Source organism: Acidimicrobiales bacterium (assembly GCA_036399815.1).
Lineage (GTDB): Bacteria > Actinomycetota > Acidimicrobiia > Acidimicrobiales > DASWMK01 > DASWMK01.
In genome coordinates this window covers 21,749-41,971 of the sequence record DASWMK010000082.1, presented here as the reverse complement: position 1 = coordinate 41,971, position 20,223 = coordinate 21,749, and the positions used below count along the sequence as shown (strand labels likewise).

Annotated in this window: 26 protein-coding genes and 3 tRNA genes; 6 read left to right on the top strand and 23 right to left on the bottom strand. The window is 71.7% G+C overall.

The genetic code is table 11. From position 1 onward, the window contains the following. Positions 1–29 precede the first annotated feature (29 nt). From VGB14_06180 to VGB14_06075, 22 genes are all read right to left on the bottom strand, one after another. Complete coding sequence (locus VGB14_06180) at positions 30–878, bottom strand: hypothetical protein (GenBank protein ID HEX9992494.1); 849 nt, start codon at positions 876–878, stop codon at positions 30–32. Positions 879–1,186: 308 nt separating this feature from the next. Beyond that, positions 1,187–2,779: a DNA methyltransferase gene (locus VGB14_06175; protein HEX9992493.1), complete on the bottom strand. Its 1,593-nt coding sequence runs from the start codon at positions 2,777–2,779 to the stop codon at positions 1,187–1,189. After that, on the bottom strand, positions 2,776–3,003 hold the full coding sequence (locus VGB14_06170; GenBank protein ID HEX9992492.1) for a WhiB family transcriptional regulator: 228 nt from the start codon (positions 3,001–3,003) through the stop codon (positions 2,776–2,778). The genes VGB14_06175 and VGB14_06170 overlap by 4 nt, the downstream gene beginning before the upstream one ends. Positions 3,004–3,140: 137 nt before the next feature. After that, on the bottom strand, positions 3,141–3,551 hold the full coding sequence (locus tag VGB14_06165; GenBank protein HEX9992491.1) for a MerR family transcriptional regulator: 411 nt from the start codon (positions 3,549–3,551) through the stop codon (positions 3,141–3,143). A gap of 241 nt (positions 3,552–3,792) precedes the next feature. Then, a complete protein-coding gene (locus tag VGB14_06160) occupies positions 3,793–4,002 on the bottom strand; it encodes a hypothetical protein (GenBank protein ID HEX9992490.1) in 210 nt (69 codons plus the stop codon). Continuing rightward, complete coding sequence (locus VGB14_06155; GenBank protein HEX9992489.1) at positions 3,999–4,358, bottom strand: HNH endonuclease; 360 nt, start codon at positions 4,356–4,358, stop codon at positions 3,999–4,001. Before VGB14_06155 ends, VGB14_06160 begins: the two co-directional genes overlap by 4 nt. Further along, entirely contained in the window at positions 4,355–4,606 is a 252-nt protein-coding gene (locus tag VGB14_06150) for a hypothetical protein (GenBank protein HEX9992488.1), read from the bottom strand. Before VGB14_06150 ends, VGB14_06155 begins: the two co-directional genes overlap by 4 nt. After that, positions 4,603–4,770: a hypothetical protein gene (locus tag VGB14_06145; protein HEX9992487.1), complete on the bottom strand. Its 168-nt coding sequence runs from the start codon at positions 4,768–4,770 to the stop codon at positions 4,603–4,605. The genes VGB14_06150 and VGB14_06145 overlap by 4 nt, the downstream gene beginning before the upstream one ends. Before the next feature lie 128 nt (positions 4,771–4,898). Continuing rightward, positions 4,899–5,165 carry a hypothetical protein gene (locus VGB14_06140; GenBank protein ID HEX9992486.1) on the bottom strand — a complete coding sequence of 89 codons (267 nt, stop codon included), beginning with the start codon at positions 5,163–5,165 and terminating at the stop codon, positions 4,899–4,901. Beyond that, complete coding sequence (locus VGB14_06135; protein HEX9992485.1) at positions 5,165–6,106, bottom strand: AAA family ATPase; 942 nt, start codon at positions 6,104–6,106, stop codon at positions 5,165–5,167. The genes VGB14_06140 and VGB14_06135 overlap by 1 nt, the downstream gene beginning before the upstream one ends. Then, a complete protein-coding gene (locus tag VGB14_06130; GenBank protein ID HEX9992484.1) occupies positions 6,106–6,615 on the bottom strand; it encodes a hypothetical protein in 510 nt (169 codons plus the stop codon). The genes VGB14_06135 and VGB14_06130 overlap by 1 nt, the downstream gene beginning before the upstream one ends. Continuing rightward, positions 6,612–6,995 (bottom strand): hypothetical protein, encoded by a 384-nt coding sequence (locus tag VGB14_06125; GenBank protein HEX9992483.1) that lies wholly within the window; start codon positions 6,993–6,995, stop codon positions 6,612–6,614. The genes VGB14_06130 and VGB14_06125 overlap by 4 nt, the downstream gene beginning before the upstream one ends. A gap of 136 nt (positions 6,996–7,131) precedes the next feature. Next, a complete protein-coding gene (locus VGB14_06120) occupies positions 7,132–7,398 on the bottom strand; it encodes a hypothetical protein (GenBank protein ID HEX9992482.1) in 267 nt (88 codons plus the stop codon). Between the two features lie 404 nt (positions 7,399–7,802). Beyond that, positions 7,803–8,414 carry a hypothetical protein gene (locus tag VGB14_06115; GenBank protein ID HEX9992481.1) on the bottom strand — a complete coding sequence of 204 codons (612 nt, stop codon included), beginning with the start codon at positions 8,412–8,414 and terminating at the stop codon, positions 7,803–7,805. Between the two features lie 56 nt (positions 8,415–8,470). Beyond that, positions 8,471–8,950: a hypothetical protein gene (locus tag VGB14_06110; protein HEX9992480.1), complete on the bottom strand. Its 480-nt coding sequence runs from the start codon at positions 8,948–8,950 to the stop codon at positions 8,471–8,473. Positions 8,951–9,059: 109 nt separating this feature from the next. Then, the gene (locus VGB14_06105; GenBank protein ID HEX9992479.1) at positions 9,060–9,344 is read right to left on the bottom strand and encodes a helix-turn-helix domain-containing protein; all 285 of its coding nucleotides are present in this window, start codon (positions 9,342–9,344) and stop codon (positions 9,060–9,062) included. Continuing rightward, entirely contained in the window at positions 9,341–9,571 is a 231-nt protein-coding gene (locus tag VGB14_06100; GenBank protein ID HEX9992478.1) for a helix-turn-helix transcriptional regulator, read from the bottom strand. The genes VGB14_06105 and VGB14_06100 overlap by 4 nt, the downstream gene beginning before the upstream one ends. Before the next feature lie 398 nt (positions 9,572–9,969). After that, positions 9,970–10,452, bottom strand: coding sequence for a hypothetical protein (locus VGB14_06095; protein HEX9992477.1), 483 nt, complete (start codon positions 10,450–10,452; stop codon positions 9,970–9,972). 211 nt (positions 10,453–10,663) lie between these two features. Further along, positions 10,664–11,806 carry a site-specific integrase gene (locus VGB14_06090; protein ID HEX9992476.1) on the bottom strand — a complete coding sequence of 381 codons (1,143 nt, stop codon included), beginning with the start codon at positions 11,804–11,806 and terminating at the stop codon, positions 10,664–10,666. A 270-nt stretch (positions 11,807–12,076) separates the two neighbouring features. After that, complete coding sequence (locus VGB14_06085; protein ID HEX9992475.1) at positions 12,077–12,556, bottom strand: hypothetical protein; 480 nt, start codon at positions 12,554–12,556, stop codon at positions 12,077–12,079. A gap of 502 nt (positions 12,557–13,058) precedes the next feature. After that, positions 13,059–13,132 (bottom strand) — tRNA-Arg (locus tag VGB14_06080). Positions 13,133–13,152: 20 nt separating this feature from the next. After that, positions 13,153–15,504 (bottom strand): helicase HerA-like domain-containing protein, encoded by a 2,352-nt coding sequence (locus tag VGB14_06075; protein ID HEX9992474.1) that lies wholly within the window; start codon positions 15,502–15,504, stop codon positions 13,153–13,155. A gap of 43 nt (positions 15,505–15,547) precedes the next feature. On the opposite strand from VGB14_06075, the gene VGB14_06070 reads away from it, so the two are divergent. Next, the gene (locus tag VGB14_06070) at positions 15,548–15,976 is read left to right on the top strand and encodes a TIGR03618 family F420-dependent PPOX class oxidoreductase (protein HEX9992473.1); all 429 of its coding nucleotides are present in this window, start codon (positions 15,548–15,550) and stop codon (positions 15,974–15,976) included. Between the two features lie 46 nt (positions 15,977–16,022). Further along, positions 16,023–17,219 carry a putative glycoside hydrolase gene (locus VGB14_06065; protein HEX9992472.1) on the top strand — a complete coding sequence of 399 codons (1,197 nt, stop codon included), beginning with the start codon at positions 16,023–16,025 and terminating at the stop codon, positions 17,217–17,219. Between the two features lie 38 nt (positions 17,220–17,257). Here VGB14_06065 and VGB14_06060 read toward each other — a convergent pair whose 3' ends face one another. After that, positions 17,258–17,560 carry a BON domain-containing protein gene (locus tag VGB14_06060; GenBank protein HEX9992471.1) on the bottom strand — a complete coding sequence of 101 codons (303 nt, stop codon included), beginning with the start codon at positions 17,558–17,560 and terminating at the stop codon, positions 17,258–17,260. 17 nt (positions 17,561–17,577) lie between these two features. On the opposite strand from VGB14_06060, the gene VGB14_06055 reads away from it, so the two are divergent. The 4 genes from VGB14_06055 to VGB14_06040 all read left to right on the top strand — a co-directional run bounded on the left by VGB14_06055 (position 17,578) and on the right by VGB14_06040 (position 19,901). After that, positions 17,578–18,468, top strand: a complete 891-nt coding sequence (locus VGB14_06055; GenBank protein ID HEX9992470.1) for a hypothetical protein — start codon at positions 17,578–17,580, stop codon at positions 18,466–18,468. Between the two features lie 36 nt (positions 18,469–18,504). Further along, positions 18,505–18,582, top strand: a tRNA-His gene (locus tag VGB14_06050). 19 nt (positions 18,583–18,601) lie between these two features. After that, a tRNA-Lys gene (locus VGB14_06045) sits at positions 18,602–18,673 on the top strand. 31 nt (positions 18,674–18,704) lie between these two features. Next, positions 18,705–19,901, top strand: coding sequence for a site-specific integrase (locus VGB14_06040; protein ID HEX9992469.1), 1,197 nt, complete (start codon positions 18,705–18,707; stop codon positions 19,899–19,901). Positions 19,902–20,223: the final 322 nt, after the last annotated feature.

Here is a 20,223-nt window from a genome sequence, read left to right as displayed (position 1 = left end):
AGCGAGCACGGCGGTCGTCTCGTCCGGGGTCACGCCGCACCCCCTTGCCGGCCGACGAACCGTTCCAAGGCGCGCATCGCCGGGGGCACGACGGTGCTGCCGTTGAGTCGGGGGTGGCCGCGTTCGAGGTCGCGGAACCGTTCGATGTGCTCGGCGTCTCGGAGTAGGAGCGTGATGTCGTTGTACGGTCGGCCCCGGTCGTTCTCGCCGCGGTTGTGGGGGTCGTGCCGCCACCCCTTCACCGCGTCGAGCACGTCCTCAAGCGGGTACAGGCGCAGCGCCTTGAGGATGGTCGCCGTGCGTTTCGAGTCGAGAACGGCGCGGTGATGCCCGGTTGCATCGCGCCAGGCGTCGAAGACGGCGGTCACGGTCGCCGGAGGCGACGCCGCTCGTGACGCTCGTTCGTTCACCGACGGGGGGGGTAGGGGGGTAACTCCCTCCCCCTCTCCATCTCCATCTCCTACTTCAACTACAGGGCTGGACTGTTCGCGTACTAGTACGGGGGTAGTCGCGGAGGGGGCGGGGAGCTTGCTGGGACGCCTCTTCTGCGGGTGTTGGAACTCGCACCACGACCTCACCGCCAAATACCGCCGGCCGTCGACTTCGTACCGGATGATCAGCCCCTTCGCAGCAAGAGCGGCCAGGTCCACCTCGACGGCGTCGAGCGTCATCTCGTCGTTCAGCGGATACACGGCGGCCTTGATGAGGCGCACGTTGTCGACGCAGCGGCCGTCGTCATCGCAGTGCGTCCACAGCCGGACGAAGGTCCGCTCCGCCGACGCCGACAGCGTCGCCATCGTCTCGGAGGTGCAGAGGTCCGGGTGGACGGAGCGGATGCGCGGCACTAGACGCGCCCCGTTGTTGACGACGAGCGCCACTCGTCGCCGGTCATGGCGCCCTTGCGTAGGTTGCACCACGCGCACGCGAGTACGAGATTGTCGATGTCGTCCGACCCGCCCCGGCACCGGGGGATCACATGGTCGATGTGGGGCCAGTCAAACGGCGCGGCATCTGGGTCGCTCCTGTCGAGGACCCACCCATCAGACGACCAGACGCATGCCTCCGCTTCGTAGCCGTCCCGCACGAGGAACACATGGCAGTACGTGCAGCGCCAGCCGTCTCTCTCGCTTAGCCGAACCCGTAGATCGGTACCCGCGGTGACTCCTGAGCGTCGGTACTCCACCGGTTAGGCCACCTCGCCTTCCTGGACCTCAGAAGAAACAGGGATCTCCACGTCGAGGAACATGCCGAGCCGCTCGCCGGCGAGGTCAGCGTTGCGGGCGTCGATGTCGACGCCGACCGCGTCACGTCCTCGGTCGACGGCTACCCGAAGGGTGGTGCCGGTGCCTGCGAACGGGTCAAGGACGACGCCGGGCCGCCAGGCGGGGCCTGTGTGGAACCCGTCGACGCGGATGCCGTCGGTGCCGGGGCAGCCGCACGACGACCAGCCGGTCGTGGTGGAGGTGGCGTTGCCGGTCGTGACGAACTCGCGGAAGTAGCCGCCGAGCACGGCCTTCGCCTCGGCGGCGAGGGACTTCACCGCGTCGCTGTTCTTGCCGGCGCCGTTGTTGACGACGAGCGCCTTGCCGGTGTCGTTCGGCCCGGTGGCGCGGACGGCGGCGATGTGGTCGTCGGTCAGCCCGGCGGCGTCGGCCAGCTCGACCGCCCGACGGGTCTGCGGCCGGTCGCTCGCCCGGTAGGCGTCGAGGGTGGCCCCGCCGGTCAGGCGTCGGCTCGGCCCCCCACAGGTGCGGCAGACGCGCCGGGGGCACATCTCCTCCACCATCGGCGCCACCAGCGCCGGCGGCCAGACGGCGTAGTGGGCGCCCGTGTACCCGCCGGGCGGCAGGTCGTACGTGTCCGCTGAGGCAAGCCACCCGGCGCGCTCGAGGGCGAGGCGGAGGTCACGGGGGGTGGTCCGGTCGGTTGCAAGCTGGGCGCGGAGCACCTCGTCCACCGGGTGCTGCCAATCCAACGGAGGTGCGCCGGCGGGGTTCGACATGATCGGCACGTCGTCGTAGCGGGGGTCGCCGTCACCGCTGCCGTTCGGTCGGGGGGACGTCTGTCGCCTCGGCCGACCGCCTGGCTTCTCCGGCGCCGACGTCGCCCGTCTTACGGCGTCGAGGTCGTGCCACCGGCGCTCCGACCGGCACGCCACCGTCACATACGACGTAGCCGGCCGCACCTTGTCCCCCAACGACCCGACCGGCGGGTTCGGCCGCACCCACGGCCGCAGGTTCCGCACGCGCCACTGGCCGGCGAGAGACGGCTCCCCGGTGAGGAGGTTCCGGCCGTAGGCGAGCGACCAGGCGAACAGGGTGGGGAGGCCGGTCAGCGACTTCGACAGGGGCCAGCCGGGACCGGAGGTGCCCTCGGGGCGGGCCTGCTTGCCGCGGCCCTTGCCTTCGGCCTCAGGGTCCATACCCCAGCGCGCCGCCTTGGCCGAGCCGTTGAACTTCGGCTCACCCGACCGCCACCCCTCAGCGAGGTAATCGCCGCCCGCGCCACCGGACCCGGCGTACGTGTCGCCGATCTCCACGGCGATCGACCCGTGCGGGGCGAGCACCCGGCCCACCTCAGCGGTGACAGCGAGCATCACGTCCAGCCACGCCGCAGGCGTCGCCTCCGACCCGATCTCCTTCCCCTTGTCGGGGTGGTCCGCCGGAAGATACGAGCGCAGGGCGAGGAACGGCGGCGACCAGCAGGCGAAATCTACGGAGCCGTCGGGGAGGGAGCGGAGGCCGTCGAACACGTCCGCGACGATCAGCCGGGCGCTCACGCGGCCTCCCGTGCCCGCTGCCTGCGGAGCCGGCGCCGCTCCAAAGGCGTCGTCCCGCCCCACACGCCCCACCTGCCGTCCGGGCTCCACAACACGAACTCGAGGCACTCGCCCCGCACCGGGCAGTCGGAGCACACCTCCTTCGCCTTCTTCGTCGCCGCGGGGTCGCCCGGCTTCGGGAAGAAGATCGCGGGGTCGGTGCCAGCGCAGTTCCCGCGGCGCATCCATTCGGGGCGGTCCGGCCACGGGATGACCGGCTCCCACGTGTCGGGCCGGGTGTGGGGGACGGGGATCGGGTCGCGGGGCGGCGGCGGTTCCGTTTCGGGTAGCAGCGCCTCGAGACGAATGTCGCTGCCGTGGGTCACGCCGCGGCCTCCCCGTGGACCCAGGCTTCGACCTCGTCCCAGACGGGAGCGAGGCGGAGCGCGTGGAACGGCTGCGAAACGCTTGCGGTCGCCTCAGCGGGGAGCACGACGGCGCCCTCCGGCCGGACGTACAGCACCTCGCCGCGGTCGCCGTGGCAGCCGACGACGGCGGCCGGGGCGGCGACGAGGATGGAGAGGCCGGAGTCGCGGAGGTGCCGGCAGATGGCGATGGCGACGACCTCGCGGGGCGACCAGCGGCGGCGGTAGCCGGTGCCGGGACGGGCCAGCGGGAGGGGCATGCCGCGCACCCAGTAGTTGATCTCGGTCCTCGTCACGCCCAGCGCGGCGCAGACGGCAGGCGTGGACCACGATGGCCGGTCCGGGTCGTAGGAGAGAGCGACAGCCACGTTCTCGCAGGTCATCGCAACTCCTTCGGCAGGCGTCGCGTTGGCGTGGGCCGTCGTCGAACAACGCCGGTGCGGTAGGACGACGGCCGTTGTTTCCCAACGTGAGCGTGGTACTCGACCTCGGCCATCTGGCGTCGCCGCTTGAAGCGGCCCACCCAACCACAAGCGCACTCCGGCGCCCACCGATGCTGGTGTCCTAGTCCTCGGTCGCGAATGGCCAAGGCGTGCCGTTCGACGTCGCTCATGCGGCCTGCTCCGGCTGGTCGGCCCGCGCTTCACGCACCGCCTCCGACAACGTCTGATGCAGACGCTCACCCGACACCCGATGGAACTCGCCGCCAGCCCACCAGGAGACGAGGAACCGTTCGGGGGTGCCGTACGTGTAGTGCAGGTGGACCGCGCCGTCCGCCTTCCTCGACAGCAGCGACAGCAGATGATGGAAGTAGCTCATGCGGCCTCCCTCAGCAGCGCCGACAGTCGGACCACCTCGGCCTCCCAGTCGACCTTCTTGATCGTCAACGCCTTCGCCTTGAGTTCGTCGTAGGTCTCCTGGCCGATGGTCGCCACAGCGAAAGCGACGTGCTCGAACGGCCACTCCGTCAACCTGCGATGGCAGGCCGAGCAGAGACACCAGGCGTTCCTCTCGTCGGTGCGGGTCGACGCGTACCGGCGGCTGATGATGTGGGCGCACTCGAGCTTCACGCCGGCCGAGCGGCCGCACCGTTCGCAGGCGCCGCGGAGCCGGACGAGTTGCGAGTGCAGCATCGTCGCCTTGCCGCGCGGGCCCTTGCCGTAGAGGTTGCTCACGGCTTGGCCTTCGGTATGTAGCACCGCTGGTGGTGGCCGCCGATGTGGCACACCGGGGACGACACGATGTGGTTAGGCCACCGGTCGCAATGCCGCGCGATCACCTTTTCCCAGCCATCGAAGTCCGGGTCGTCGGACGGTTCGCAGCGGGCGGCTGACGCGTGCTGCGAGTAGTCGGCCCGGTAGACGGGCCGCTCGTCCTCGTCGGCCGGCTGAGGACGCGGGTGGCGCCACGGGATGCCGATCACAGGAAGCTCCCGACGGAAACGTCGACCGGGTCGGGCGACCGCGGGCCGGGGTGGACTTCGGAGACGGCGACGACGAGCGACCAGCCGCACCCATCACAGAACACCGTCGTCGTCTCCCGGGCGGCGCCGTACCCGCCGTGCCGCAGCAGCGGCGTCTCCGTCATCGTCGTGCCTTCCAGCGGCGACGAGCACGCCGGGCACGAGTCGCGCGACACGGGGACGAGCGCGCGGCTACCAGCCCACCGTTCGCGGGCTTCGACCGTGAGGAGCGTTTCGGCGGGACGGCGGGCCATCACGCCACCGCCTGTCCGGGCCAGTCAGCCGGGTACACCATCGTCCGGTCACCGGGGCGCAGCGCCCGCACACGGGGATGCACGCAGACGACACGGTCGTCCAGACGGGGAAGGGCGCGGCCGGCGGCGAGCGAGTGCAACAGGAACGCGCCGGCCAACTGCGGGTCGGTGGTGCAGGCGAGCGACCACGGTTCGCAGACCACGGTGGACACGTCCGCTTCGGGGCGACCGGGACGGTGCTCGCAGAACGAGGCGATGTCCCGCATCAGTTGCCCTCCGCGGCGATGAGCGACGCCTGCTCGCCCATGCCGTCGTTGTCACGCGCCGACGGGGGCGTCGGCACTTGCTCGTCCAGCCACGCCGCCGCCTCGACCGCCATCTTCTCGGTCAACGACGACGGCGACCCGAAGCAGGCGACGAACATCTCCTTCACCCGCTTCCGCGTGTCCGGGTCCGGAATGCCGTTCATCCGGGCCACCAGCGCCTCGACCGTCATCCGGTCGACCAGCGGCTCAGCCGACCCCAGCCACGCAGCCAGCGTCTCCGCCATTTCAGCGGTGTGCCCCCGCTTGTACGCCTTCCCCTCGATCAGATCGCAGCGGGTCTTCGCCACCACCAGCGTGTGCTCGTGGTCCAGATCGGCGGTGACAGTGAACTCGTACTCGATGCCGTCGCGCTGCACCGGCGCCATCCCGATCCGGCGAGGCACCTGCTTGCCCTTCGCGTCGGTCTCGAGGATGTACTCGACCTTCGACCGCATCGTCACGATCACGTGGGCGTCGCTGGCGAGCAGCCCGGCGACCATGTCGTTCTGGGCGGGGGTGCCCTCCTTCCAGCCGGCGTAGGAGTTCCCCCGGCTGCGGGCGGCTGCGGCGTCGACCACGTCGAGGGTGCCCCCCTCGCCCATCCAGAAGTGGGACAGCGAGTCGACGAGGACCACGTCGTAGCTGCCGCCGAGTTCGACGACCGCCTGGCCCAGCTCGCGGGGATCGTACGGCGGCAGCCAGTCGACAGTCTCGTAGTCGAACCGGTCCGAGTAGAGGGAGCCTGACCCGCGTTCGGTGTCGATCTGCACGACCCGGCCACCGAGCACCTTGGCGACCTCCAGCGCCGTCCACGTCTTGCCCGCGCCGGCGGGACCGGCGAGGGCGACACGGGCGCGCTGGCCTTTGCGCACCGCGGGGCGGGGGGTCAGTTGGCGGACCATCACGCCACCTCTCTCGGCGGGAGCACGACGGACCAGCCGGCCGGCGTCGTCTCCGAGAACTCGTCAGGGTCGATGCTCCGGGCACGGAGCGGGGTGAGACGCCAGTCGGGCCGGCAGCATTCGGCCAGCACCCGGGCGACCGCCTCCCCCTCCGACTCGTACACCCCATCGCCGTCAACCCGGCGTTCGTCGTGGGCGCGGGCGACCACGACACGCCACAGGCCGTCGTGATCCCACTTCCTCCGGCCCACCTTGAACTTCACTTCGATCACACCGAGGCCGGGCACCTCACGGCTCTTCGTGCCCATGCAGGCGACCAGCTGGGCTTCGCACTGCTGGTACGCCTCCCCCACTGCCGCCTTGACCCGGCGGAGGGCGTCGAGGAGGAGGGCGAGGTGGTCGGGGTCGTCGCGGCCTTCCACGTCCTGCGCGATGGCGGAGAGAGCGTGGACGAGGCCGTCGCAGGCGGCGATCACGTCGGCCTTGGAATCGAAGACGAGCGCGGTCACGACGCCCCCCACATGCGGCGCCGGTCCCCGTCGATGAGGCTGTCCCAACAGTCGTCCCACGACGGCCGGACTTCGTCCCACGACAAGCGATGCCGACAGCCGTCATCGTCACGGAACCCGACCACCAACAGCTGCGGTGCAGCGAGCCACGATCGGAGGTACAGCCACAGCCGATGAGCGGGCGGGCACACCACCCACGTGTCCAGATCGGGCGGGTCGTAGTAGACGCGCTCGCGGCGATCCGACTGCCAGCGCAGCCATCCCTGCCCCGGCTCGTACAGCACGTCACGCCAGAAGGCGACCCGCCGGTGCGGGAGTTCCAACCACCAGTCGGGCAGCCAGGCGGGGTGGCGAGCAACATCGCCGATCGTCGTCCTCACCAGTCCCACCCCTCGTCGTCCAGCACGTACTCGAAGTCGTGTTCCGTTGCGAGGAGGTCGTGGTGTTCCTGGCGGGCCGCTTCGGCTTCGTCGCGGTCGGTCCACACCGGGGCATCCCAAGGGGCATCCGGGGGGATCACGACGCCGTCTCCAACCGGGCGATGGCCGCGTCGAGGATGCCGAGAACGGCGGCGTGGCCGTCGGTGTCGTTCACCTTCGCCAGCGAGGAGCGGCCAGCAACAGCGAAGCAGAAGGGAGTGAGTGGCAGACCTTCTGCCAACGCGGCGCCTTCAACGCACCAGCACGTTGCGTCGTGGCTGTACGGCGGAACCGCGGCGCCGGACTTGCTGCGGGCCCAGAAGTCCGTCGTCCAACGTTGCTCATCAGCAATCCGAGATCGCACTCGGCGAACGTGGTCAGCAGTGATCCCATTCACGACAGCCACCTCCGCCGGTCGTTCAGGGGTCGAGGACCGAAGTAGACGCGGTTCGGCCGGTGCCGGGCATCGTCCTCGTAGACGCCGCGCAGCGACCAGCCCGCCGCGACGGCGAGCAGAGTGAAGAACGAGCCTGCGAAGAACGGAGGCGGCGGCGAGGACGACCGGGTTCACGGCTCGCCCACGATCCGGTAGAGCGGCTGGTCCTGCTGCAGCGAGAGCGGCGTCGATGCTCGTCATGCGGCGTCCTTCGTTCTCCTGCCGCAGCCGGTTCAGGTAGGCGTGGAACGCCCTGCCCGCCGCCTCCTGCTCGCGGTCAGCAGTCGACGACGGGAACGCCGACGGGAACAGGTCTTCGGGGCGGTGCGGCATTAGCTCTCCACCGCCTCGTAGGTCGCGTCGAAGATGTCCGGCTTGCACGGGTAGAACTCGCCCTTGACGCCTCGGATGATCCAGTCGCCGGGATCGGCGCTCGGATTCGGAGACGACCTCAATGCACTCCCCGTCCGCGGAGAGGAACGTGTGGTGCCCGAGTTCGACGCAGCGGGCATCGCCGCTCGGGTCCGGCGCCAACATCGCGAGTGGCGCAGGGCGCCGTACGCCGGGCCGGAGATGGTGTGCGCCTGATCGAGCAGGGAGGCGTGCTCGACGTAGAACTGAATCAGCTCGTCCCGCGTGACGTCGGCCGCTGTCCGGGCGAGGCCGGAATCCATGACGCGCATGGCCTCGGGGTCGATGCCGCGGACGACGATGGTGGGGAACGACACGCCGGCTTCGATGCACGCGTGCAGCCGGTGCTGACCCTGGAGGAGCTGACCGGTCGGGCTGAACACGATCGTCTCGCCGGTGAGACGCCACTTCCCCGCCGCCATCTGCTTCGCGTAGAGAAGAACGCGCTGACGGCGGAGCTTCCGGTTCACGATGTTGCCCGCAAGCATCACGGCGGCTGCCTCGGGCGTGATCGTGACGACCTCGGCGGTCACACCGGAGGCAGAGTCCGAACCGTTCGTGGACGGGGGTATGGCTACGATGGTCGTGCTCATCTGCTCTCCTGGGTGAGGCGGTCGAGCAGGTCCTGGCAGACCCTCGACCGCGTACGACAGGTGGCCGTTCCAGTGGACGGCCACCTGTTCCGCGTTTGCGGAGAACCGGTCGTCGTCGGCGATGAACGCCCAGCCGGCCTTCTGCGCTGCGTCTGGGAGCGGCGTCCTTCGGCCGGAACGGTCGCCTCGCTGACACCCACCGCGGAAGCGACGGCCCGGTTGCTCATGCCTGCCTGACGGAGCGACCCGATGGTGTGCTCCTTCGGCAGAGCGACCAACAAGAATCGAAGCTCCTTGGAGCACAGGTCGTCCCACGACTCGTAGCCGAGCGGAATCCACGCCCTCCCGAAGTACAACTGCTCGACGAGCGAGCACATGTTCTCGGCCACGACCTTGAGCCGGTTGAGGATGTCGCGTGCGTCCTCGAAGGACAGCACCTCCACAACCTCGCCCGTCTCGGTGTCGACGAGCGTCATGCCGCGTCCTCCGGTTCCGGGGTGGGCGGGACGGGCCGCTCGCGGCGCCGGCCCCGGTACTCGTCCAGGACGATCACCTTCCGCTCCGGGAGGGACACGACCGCGGCCATCACGCCGCCCTCACCGGGCTGCGGCGCCACTCCGCCACCGTCGACTCCACCAGTCCCGTCACCGCCGCCACCGGGATCAGCACCTTGTCCCCCGTGTGCGGCAGCTTCGGGAGCCAGCCCTGCTGCACCCAGCGGCGCACCGTCGACTCCCCGATCCGCAACACGTGCGCCGCCTCGGCGACCGTGTACACGATCTTCTCTGGCTGCTGCGCGTGTTTCGCGAGGCCGGCGGCGACACCGCGTTCGACGGCGGCGGCGAACAGGTCTTCGAGAGTGGCGGTCACGCCGCGTCCCCAGCGACGGCGGCGACGAGCCGCATGGCAATCTCGCCCGGGTCGACCCCGAGTGCCCGACCAAGGCGGGACACGTTGGCGAACGTCGGCCGCCACTCGTCTCGCTCCCAGTGGGAGACGGCGGTCTGGCCTACGTCGACTAGCTCAGCGAGACGAGCCTGCGTGTAGCCGAGAGCCTGACGCTTGCTGGCGAGCCATCGGCCGAACGTTTCCTCCATCAGTCGACATGCTACTAGCCGTCCTAGTAGTCGTCAAGCAAGCTGATGCGAAGGATACGTGACACCGGTCACGTATCTAACAGGTATCCTCATATGCTCTGTCCCGGCGTCTTATCGTGGCGGGCGCGGATGGAGGCGAGACGGCAGACCCAGGCGGTGCGGTGACGGATCAGGACGCAGTGGACGACGAGACGCCTGTCGCCTTCGGCCGGGCGCTCGCGGCTGCCCTTGAGGCCGCCGGGCTGAGCCAAGCGGCGCTCGGCGAACGCGTCGGCGTCGCTCAGAACACGGTGTCCACGTGGGTTGCCGGCAAGTACCAGCCGGAGCCGAAGGTGGTGTTCAGCATCGAACGGGCGCTCGACGCGACACCCGGCTCCCTGTCGCTGCTCCTCGGCTACCTACCCCCCGAGGCCGCGGGCCGCTCCGTTGCGTCCGTTCGCGAAGCGATCGCCTCCGACCCCCGGCTCGACACCCGAGGCAAAGCCGCCTTGCTCGCCGCCTACGACGCCTACATCGCCGGAGGTCGGCGCCGCCGCGGCTGACAGCGCCGCGGCGCACGCCTCCATCGTCAACCGCATCGACGCCTCCTCCCGCACCGCGACCCGCAGCAGCCGCACCACTTCCAGCCACCCGTCGAGCTTCCGCAGGAACGTGTCGATCACCTGAGGGTGCACCGTCGAAAGCACGGCGACGATCCCGTTGAGCGCCTCCACCGGGTCGGTCGTCTTCCGGAGGATCGCGTCCATGCACTCCGGCGGAGCGGCGGCCTGGTAGGCGGCGGCCCTACCCCAATGCTCCTTCCACCAGCGGATCAGCGCCTCGAACTCGTCGAGCGGCATCTCCGCTTCGAGCCGGGCCAGCTCGGCTTGCAGGTCTCCCACCCCTGTCCTCCAACGTGAGCAGCGTCCCACGCGCTGCCACGCCGCTGGCGGGGACGAAGGTCGGCGGGCACGACCCCGTGAGACCCGTCCCGCCCCATGTGGTCATCTAGCCCCTGTGGGCCGCTGATTCCACTCCATTTGCATGGCTCGTGCAAGTAGCCGTTCGCGTTCGTAACGCAGTCTTAGGTATCCGGGGCCTCGCTTGTCCCTCTTAGCCCTTTCCGTCGACCACATCGGCGATCCGCTGCGCCGCCACCCGATCCGCCGCCGGCACGAAATGGCCGTACAAGTCGAGAACCATCTTCGCCGACGAATGCCCCAACCTTCCGGCCACGGTCCTCGCGTCCACCCCACCCGCCAACAGGCGGGTCGCCACGAAATGGCGGAGGTCATGCAGCCGGACCCCTTCCACCCCGGCTTCGCGGCGTAGGCGGGCGAAGCGTTGCGTCGCCCCGTCCGGATGCCACGGCACCGACCCGTCCGGCGGGACCGGCCTCGCGAACACGTAAGCGTCCGACGGCAACGCCACCCCGCACGCCAACGCCCGCTCCGCGGCCCGCGCCCGATGCGACCGCAGCACCCCGACCGTCCCCTGGTCCAACGCCACCGGGTACGGCCGACCCGTCTTCGTGCCTTTCACCACGAGGCCTTCGTCGCCGACCGACAGGGACCGGGAGAACGTCACCGTCCCCTTGTCGAGGTCGAGGTCGGACCAGCGGAGCGCGCAGAGGGTGCCGCGGCGGGCGCCGGTGACGGCGGCGACCCGGAGCCAGCCGGCGAGGTCCGGGTCGCGTTCGGCGGCGGCGGTGAGCCGCGCCATCTCGTCGGGTTCGGGGGGGCGGACGCGGGGCGGGCCGAGCGCCGGTTTGCGGGCCAAGGCGGCGACGTTCCGGTCGACCAGTCCCCACCGTTCGGCTTGGGCGAGGGCGGCGCGGAGGATGGAGTGGGTGCGGCGGACGGACGCCGCGGTGAGGCCGTCGGCCCGTTGGGAGGCGTAGAGGGCGTCGACATGAGCGACGGTCAGCCGGGTCAGGGGATAGTGGCCGACGGCGGGGATGATGCGGGTTTCGACCCAGCGGCGGTTCGTGGACGCGGTGGTCGGTGACCAGTCGGGGGTGCGGACGGCGAGCCAGCGGCGGAGCAGCTGCTCGACGGTGGCATCCGGCGCGACTGTGGGGGTGGAGGCGGTTTGGGTTTCGGCGACGAGGCGGACGAGTTCCGTTTCGGCGAGGCGGCGGCCGGTGCGGTTGTTGGGGGCGTGGACGGTGCGGGTCTTGTAGCGGCGGCGGCCGTCGTCGGTGTAGGAGGCTTCCAGGCGCCAGGCGCCAGCCCGGAAACGGAGCGTGCCCTTCACGCTTCCATTGAGGCAGCAGGAGCCAGACGGAACAGGGACACGAGTGGGCCACCGCAGACGGCACACGGGTCGCTGCCGGTGGCGTCGACGTGATCCGCACATTCGCGTCCCCACTGCTCCATCCCGGGGGGTGCTCCCCCTGCTGCGACGGCCGCCTGGTTGACACGCGCGGCGATGATCACGGCGGCGTCGGGTTGGTGAGCGAGGATGGTATTGGCGTTGTACTCGACGGCGAACCGCCCTCCCGCTGCTCGCAGTTCCGGGCTGATCTCACCCATTGGTTGTCTCCGGTCCATCGGAGGGGGCGGCGTCGCCAGAGAACAGCCGCAGTCCAACGAGAACCGCGACTTCCTTCATGGCGTCGTCAGCCTCGCGAGGCATCCCGTGCCAGTACTCCTCCACGAAGCGCCGAGCGGCCCGCACCAACGCGTCCCGTTCCGCGGTGAGCGCGTCGACGGTGGCGAGCGCGCCAGAGAGCCAGCGGTGGAGGTCGAAGTAGCTCTCGCAGTGGAGCAGAACCGGGTCGTCAGCGAGAGCGCAGGCGACGCGTTCCAGTTCCTCGGCGCTCAATGGTTCCGCCTGCTGCCCGCGGGTGGGATCAGGCATTGGCTGGTTCGGCGGGTGCGCACGGCACGAGCAGAACGGGCAGCCGCCGACGACGACGAGGTGCTCGTCCCAGCCATGGCCGCAGATGCACGCCTTGACCGTGTGACCCGTGTCGTTCACGTCGTCGGGAAGGATTCTCTCCACACTTCTCCCTCTCGTCTGGTGCCCCCGGCCCCACTGGTGGAGAAGGACCGGGGGCTTGCTCCCCTAGCGGGAAGCGATCTTTAGCTCCTCGCGCAGCCGCGCTGCCTCCAGCGCGTATGTGTGGCGGTAATGCTCGACAACGACCGGCGACAGACTGCTACCCCACCGGCCAGCGTCAATGTCGGCGACGTTCTCGTCGAGCCGAGCCAGCTTGCGTTCCTTCCATGTGCGGCACGCCCGCTGGTGTCCGGACTTGCCGCCGTTGCCGTACACCGTCTTGCCGCACGGGCATGTCCACGACCGACCTGCGTGAACAGAGGCGCTGCGCCTTCGGTCGTCCGGGTTCTTGTCCCGACTCATCGCTTCCTCCGTCGCTAGGGGTCCGGGTCTCCACTCCCGGGACGCCCCCATTCTCGCACGAATCGAGCGAGCACGCTGGAAGAATCGCTGGAAAAGGTCGGCCGAGAACCGACCGTGCCGGCGTTTCCGCAGGTCAGGCGGGCGCCCCCGGCAGGGCTCGAACCTGCGACCCGCTGCTTAGAAGGCAGCCGCTCTGTCCAGCTGAGCTACGGGGGCGGGGCGCGACGGATGGTAGGTCAGGGCACGGGGACCCACACGAGGACGAGGTCGTCGACGGCGACGTCCGACTTCTCGAGCGGCACCTGCACGGGCTCGACCTGGCCGGCCGCGGCCTGCCACTTCTCGTCGATGACGGCCAGCTCCTCGGCCAGCTCGGCCTCGAGCTCGGCGACGTCCTCCTCGCGCTCCTCGGCCCGGTTGCGGGCCGACGCCGCCCGCCGTCCGGCGGACGCCGCCCTCCCCCGCCGCGACGCCACGCTGCCCGCCCGCCGGGCGAGCGTGCCGACGCGGTGGCGGCCGCCGAGGAAGTCGCCGAGGACGGAGCCGACCGTCGACAGCACCTCCTCGTTCCGCCGGCTGCGGGACGCCACCTCGGCCTCGTCGACGCGGTCCCTCGCCGCGGCCGCCGCGTCCCTGGCCCGGTCGAGGCGGGCCTCGTACCGCCGGCGCAGGGTGGCGGCCTCGCGGTCGGCGGCGTCGGCGGCCGCGGCGCGGCAACGGGCCTCGAACGCCTCGCCGGTCTCCCCCACCCTCGACCACAGCTTGAGGCCAGGGCAGCGGAGCACCTCGACGGTGCGGTGGCGGCGGAGGTGCTCGACCAGGTCCCGCCGGACGGCCGTGATCGTGGCGGCCCGGCCGACGGGCGCCTCGGGCACGACGTAGGACGCGCCGGCGGGCGGGTCGGGCCGGAGGTCCCGGTCGTCCCAGTCGACGGCGACGGCCGCGGCGACGTCGACCTCGGCGCCGAGCGGGAACAGCACGGCCTCCCACTCCTCGGTGTGGCGCACGCCGGCCCGCTCGTCGTCGTACAGGAGGGCGACCCTGGCGGCGAGGCCGGCGGCAAAGCGGGTGGCGGCCGGCGCCGCGCCGATCGCCGCGGCCCACGGCGCCGCCGGGTCGAGCCAGCGGACGGGCAGGCCCTGGGCCACCGGCGGGGGCGGCTCCCCGTCGGACGCCGACGGCTCGGCCGGCGCCGGGGCCGGGGCCGGGGCCGGCGCCACCGCCGCCCCGCCGGCCGACCCGTGCGTGAGGGTGGCGATCTGCTCCCTCGTCAGCGGGCCGGCCAGGTAGGACATCGCCCACCGGCTGCCCATGACGACGGGCTCGGACGACCCCGGTCGGCGCAGCACGAACTCCCGCTTGGCCAGCCCGCCGATGGTCCCGGCCAGCGCGGCGAGGTCGACGCCGCCGCTCGCCGCGCCGAGGCCGTCGAGGAGGCGGTCCCGGTCGCGCTCGGTCTGGAGCCGGCCGATCATCCACGTCCCCGCGTTGCCGATGCCCCGGTAGTCCACGTCCACCGGGTTCTGCGTGGCCAGCACCACGCCGACGCCGAACGCCCTGGCCTGCTTGAGCAGGGTCAGGATCGGGCCCTTGGCCGGCGGCGCCGCCACCGGCGGCACGTAGCCGGCCACCTCGTCGAAGTACACGAGCACCCGCAGGTCGGTCGTGCCGGCCTGCCGGCGCATCCAGGTGACGAGCTTGCCGAGGAGGAGCGACACGGCGAACTGGCGCTCCTCGTCGGACAGGTGAGCGACGGAGACGACCGCGCAGCGGGGCCGTCCGCCCGGCCCGAACAGCAGGCCGTCGACGTCGAGCGGCGCGCCCGCGGCCCACGGCCCGAACGAGGGCGAGGCGAGGAGCCCGTTGAGGCGGCGGGCCAGGGCGGAGCGGTCGTCGGGCGGGAAGAACTCGTCGAGGTCGAACACGCCGAGGCGGCGGATCGGCGGGCGGAGCACCTGGCCGACCAGGGTCGGGAGGTCGAGGTCCTGCCCGGCGGACCACGCGTGCTGGACGAGGGTCGACAGCAGGACGTGCTCCGGGCTCGCCAGCGGGTCGGCGTCGACGCCGACGAGCCCGAGCAGCCCGGCGACGAAGCCCTCGATCTCGTCGCCGACCACCTCGGGATCGGTGGACGCCGGGGCGGCGAGCGAGCCGACGACGTTCAGGGGGACGCCCGCCGTCGAACCGGGCGTGTAGACGGTGACGTCGGCGGCGGCCCGCAGGGCGGCGACCCGGTCGGGACCGATGCCCCACGACGCCAGGCCGTCGCGCCACGAGGTCGCCACCTGGTCGGCGTCGCCGCCGCCCACCCAGGGCCGGAACTCGTCGGCGGAGAGGCCGGGGAACGTCAGCGCCAGGCCGGCGAGGTCGCCCTTCGGGTCGACGACGAGGACGGGCACGCCCGAGAGCAGCGCCTCCTCGACGAGGACGACGCCGAGCCCCGTCTTGCCCGAGCCCGTCATGCCGACGAGCAGCCCGTGGGTGGTGAGGTCGGCGCGGTCGAGCACGACGGCCTCACCGGTGCGCCCGTGCCCGGCCGGATCGACGCGCTCGCCGACGTACCACTGGCCCTTCCCGAGATCGACCACGGGTCCAGTCTCCACCCGTCGGCCGTCACGTACGCTCTGGCCCGTGCCGACGCCGCTCACCGCCGCGGTGCGCGAGGCGCTCGAGGCCGGTCACCTGGCCCACCTCGTCACCCTCGACGCGGCCGGCGGCCCGCACGTGTCGATCGTGTGGGTCGGCCTCGACGGCGACGAGGTCGTCTGCGCCCACCTCGACCCCGGCCAGAAGAAGCTCCGGAACGTCGCCCGCGACGGGCGCGTCGCTGTGTCCATGGAGACGGGCGGGCGCAACGAGTTCGGGCTCGACCACTACCTCGTCGTGTACGGGACGGCCCGGGTCACCGAGGGCGGCGCGCCGGAGCTCCTCCAGCGGCTCGCCCGGGTGTACCTCGGTCCCGACGTGCGTTTCCCGCCGATGCCGGACCCGCCGCCCGGCGTCGTCCTCCGGATCTCGGTCGACCGCGTGGCCGGCGTCGGGCCATGGAAGTCGGTTTAGTGTTTAACTCACGTCAAGTATTGCGACGAGGTTACGGTTCCATGGCATGGCTGCTGCCGGGCGCCATGTCGCCCTCCTCGTCGTCCTGCTCGCCCTCCTCGCCGCGCCGCCTGCCGGGGCGACGACCAGACCCACGCTCGAACGCTGGTCGCCAGGCCGGCCGGGCCCGTTCCTCGACGACTTCGCGCTCGCCCCGCTCGACGTCAGGACCGAGGCGCCCCGCCGCCGGGTCATCTCCCTCCAGGCCTGGGACTGGCCGCTGATCGACGACATCAAGGCCGTCAACCCCGACGCCCTCGTCCTCGTCTACAAGTCGATGGGGTCCACGCGCACGACCGGCGACCTCGTGGAGGACGGCGAGGACGCCCGGTTCCTGCCGACCGGGGTCGGCTGGGTCGAGGCCGACAGCGAGCACCCGGAGTGGTTCGCCATCGGGCGGGACGGCCGCCGGATGGAGTGGGACCGGTGGCCCGGGTTCTGGCAGATGCGGGTCGAGAACCGGGGCTACCAGGACCGCTGGATCGACAACGTCGCCGACGAGCTCGGTCGCTACGGGTGGGACGGCGTCCTGATGGACGACCTCATCAGCGACAACACCGCCTACAACGACCCCGGCCCGTACGCCGACGACGCGACGGCGCGGGCGGCCATGCGGTCGTTCCTCGCCAGGGTCGGCCCTGCCATCCAGGCGAGGGGGTTCCTCGCCCTCGCCAACATCCCCGCCGCGTACTCCGTCCCCGGACTGTGGGCCGACTGGATCCAGTTCCTCGACGGCGGCGCCGAGGAGCACTTCACCAACTGGAGCTCGACGACCGGGTCCGGGTTCGTGTGGGACTGGGGGACGACCGGCTGGCGGGCCCACATCGAGGAGATCGTGACCGCCGAGCGCATGGGGAAGATCGCCATGATGAAGATCGGCGGGGTCGACGGCGACCGGGCCGCCGGGCTCTACGGGCTGGCCTCGTACCTCCTCGCCAACCAGGGCCGCTCGATCGTGGGCTGGGGCGACACCGGCTGGCTCCCGGAGTTCTCGTACCGCCTCGGCACGCCGCGTGGCACCTACCGCTCGCTCGGCTCGAGCGTCTACCGCCGCGACTTCAGCGCCGGGACGGCGATCGTCAACGCCGGCGAGCGGTCGGCCACGATCCGCCTCGGCGGCCGCTACCTCGACGCCGGCGGGCGGGTGATCACCGAGATCACGCTCGGAGGGACGAGGGGCGCGGTCCTGCGCGCCGCGCCCTGACGGGCCGCCGGCCGCGGTTGCAGCAGCGCCGGCGGCGATCAACGATCGGCGGCGGTCACCCCTCCCCGTCGACCACGGCCGGCGGCGAGGTTGGGCGGCGGCGCGTCGGAGGGGTGGAGGTAGTCCTGCACGCCGACGACGCCGGGGACGGCGCGTGCCGCCTCGACGATGGCGGCCGCGTCGTCGGCGTCGTCGACCACGCCACGCAGGCCGATGACGCCGCCGCAGGCGTCGACGAGGACCGTCCACCGGCGGAAGCGCCGCTGCCCGAGCACGCGGGTGCGCACCTCCTGGCACAGCGCGGCGTCGTTCGCCGGCGGCCGGCGCGTCGGCTCGGGCACGGACCTAGTTTGGGCGCATGCTGCTGGTCGGGACCACTGCCGGGCTGTACGAGGTGGACGGGGGCGAGCCCCGGCGGGTGCTGGACCGGGCGGTGACGTGCCTGTCCGGCCGGTGGGCGCTGGCCGACGGGCGGGCCGTGCTGGCCCGGTCCGAGGCGTCCGGGGCCGGCGCGGCGTGGGCCGACATCGCCGCGGTCGGCGACGGGCTCCGGGCCCACTGCCTGGCCGCTGCGCCGGGCGGTGAGGAGGTGCTGGTCGGTACGTCGGAGGCGCACGTGCTGCGCCTGCCGGCGGGCGGTGGCCTGGCGCCCGACGCGTCGTTCGACGCCATCCCGACGCGGGACGAGTGGTACACGCCGTGGGGCGCCCCGCCCGACACCCGCTCGCTGGCCGTCGCCGGCGACGGGACGGCGTTCGTCAACGTCCACGTCGGGGGCGTGTGGCGGTCGACGGGCGACGGATGGGACGAGCGGGTCGAGGTCGACGCCGACACCCACCAGGTGGTCGCGGCCGACGGAGTGGTCCTCGTCGCCGCCGCGGTCGGGTTCGGGATGAGCACCGACGGCGGCGAGACGTTCGACTGGTCGACCGACGGCCTGCACGACACGTACGCCCGGGCGGTGGCGCTGGCCGGCGACACCGTGCTGCTGACGGCGTCGACCGGGCCGTCGACGTCCCGTGGTGCGGTGTACCGCCGGGCGCTCGACGGCGGCCCGTTCGAGAAGGCGCATGCCGGCCTGCCGGAGTGGTTCCCGTCGAACGTGGACACGCACTGCCTCGCCGCGTCGGGCTCGACGGCGGCGTTCGGGACCGGCGGCGGGGACGTGTGGGTGTCGACCGACGCCGGGCGGTCGTGGGAGCTCGCCGCCAGCGGCCTCGGGACGGTGCGCTGCGTCGCCCTGGCGTGAGGCGTCGGAGCGTCACCTATGCTGGTCGCTCCCACGGTGACCGTAGCTCAGCTTGGTTAGAGCGCCAGGTTGTGGCCCTGGAGGTCGGGGGTTCAAGTCCCCTCGGTCACCCCATCGGTAGGCTCGACCGAACGCGCCTCTAGCTCAACGGCAGAGCAACGGACTCTTAATCCGCAGGTTCTGGGTTCGAATCCCAGGGGGCGCACTTCCCGACCAGCACGCCAAGGCCGGTCTTCGTGCGGCGGGTGCAGCGAGTACCGAGAATCCCACCGATCGGCGTCCCGTCGCGCTCGTGCGGGGCTCCGTGCGGGAGGAGTCGCCAGGTGGGAACTCGGAGTGCGGCTCTCGACCGACCTGATCACCGGCGCACACGGCGGCAGGCGAGCGAGACGTTCCACGGCACCAAGCGCGAAGCCCAGCGCCAGCTCGCGCGGCTCGTCGCTCAGGCCGATGCGGGCGGCCGAGCGACCGGTCGGGTGACGTTCGCACAGCTGCTCGACCGCTGGTGGGAGCAGAAGCGTGAACGACTCTCGCCGACCACGGCGCGCGAGTACCGGCGCGTGATCGAGCGCCGCCTGAAGCCCGACCTCGGCCGCCGCCCGCTCAACAAGCTGACCGTCGTGGACCTCGACGCCTACTACCTCCGCCTCGAGCGCTACGAGGGCCTCGCGCCGGCGTCGGTCCGCCAGATCCACGCCATCGTCCGTGGCGCGCTCGGCCAAGCGGTGAAGTGGGGCTGGCTGGCGTCGAACCCGGCGCGCGACGCCACACTGCCGCGAGCGACACGCCAGCGCATCGCGCCCCCGTCGGCGGCGAGTGTGCGACAGCTGCTCGCCCTCGCTGAGGAGCACTCCGTCGAGATGGGGATGTTCATCCGCCTCGCCGCACTCCTGGGAGCGCGGCGAGGCGAGGTGTGTGGTCTGCGGTGGGACGACGTCGACGAGGCGTCGGGCACGATCAAGATCAGGCGCTCCGTCGTCGACGTCGCCGGCCACGTAACGGTCAAGAGCACCAAGACCCACGCCGACCGCGTCGTCGCCGTCGACGCCGGCACTCTCGACCTCCTCCGCCGGCACCGTTCGCTGATGGAAGACCGAGCGCGGGAGGCGTGCACGCGCCTGGCGAGCGACAGCTACATCGTCTCCGAGTGGCCCGACGGCTCGAAGCCGATGCGGCCCGAGAAGGCCACGATCGTGTTCCGTGCGCTACGTGACAAGGTCGGCCTCCCGACGGCCAGGCTCCACGACCTCCGCCACTTCGTCGCGACCCAGATGATCACCGCCGGCCAGGACGTCGTCACCGTCGTCGGCCGCCTCGGCCACGCCCAGCCCTCGACGACGCTCAACGTCTACGCCGCCTTCGTCAAGGAACGCGACCGCGAGGCGGCAACACAACTGGCTGCACTCCTGGCCCCTCCAGCCGGCGAAGAGTGACGAGGCGCGGCTTCAGGCGAGGTCGAGGCCGCGGCGTCGACGAAACCGGGACTGCCTACGCTCGCCGCTCCCGCGGCGGCAGCACGAGGACGTGCCAGTCCTCGGGGAAGACTTCGACGTCGATGTAGCGACGACGCGCTGCCCACAGAAGCGCTGGCTCGGCCAACTGACGCCTATGCATCGGCGGCCGGCGCTCCGCGGTCGCACAAGACCGCGCCACCTATCGCTGGCTCGGCGACGCGGTGGCATCGGGCGTGCGCTCGACAGCTGAGGTGTTTGAGTCCGACGGTTCTGTGCCGGCTCGTGCCGGGCCGTATCGGCC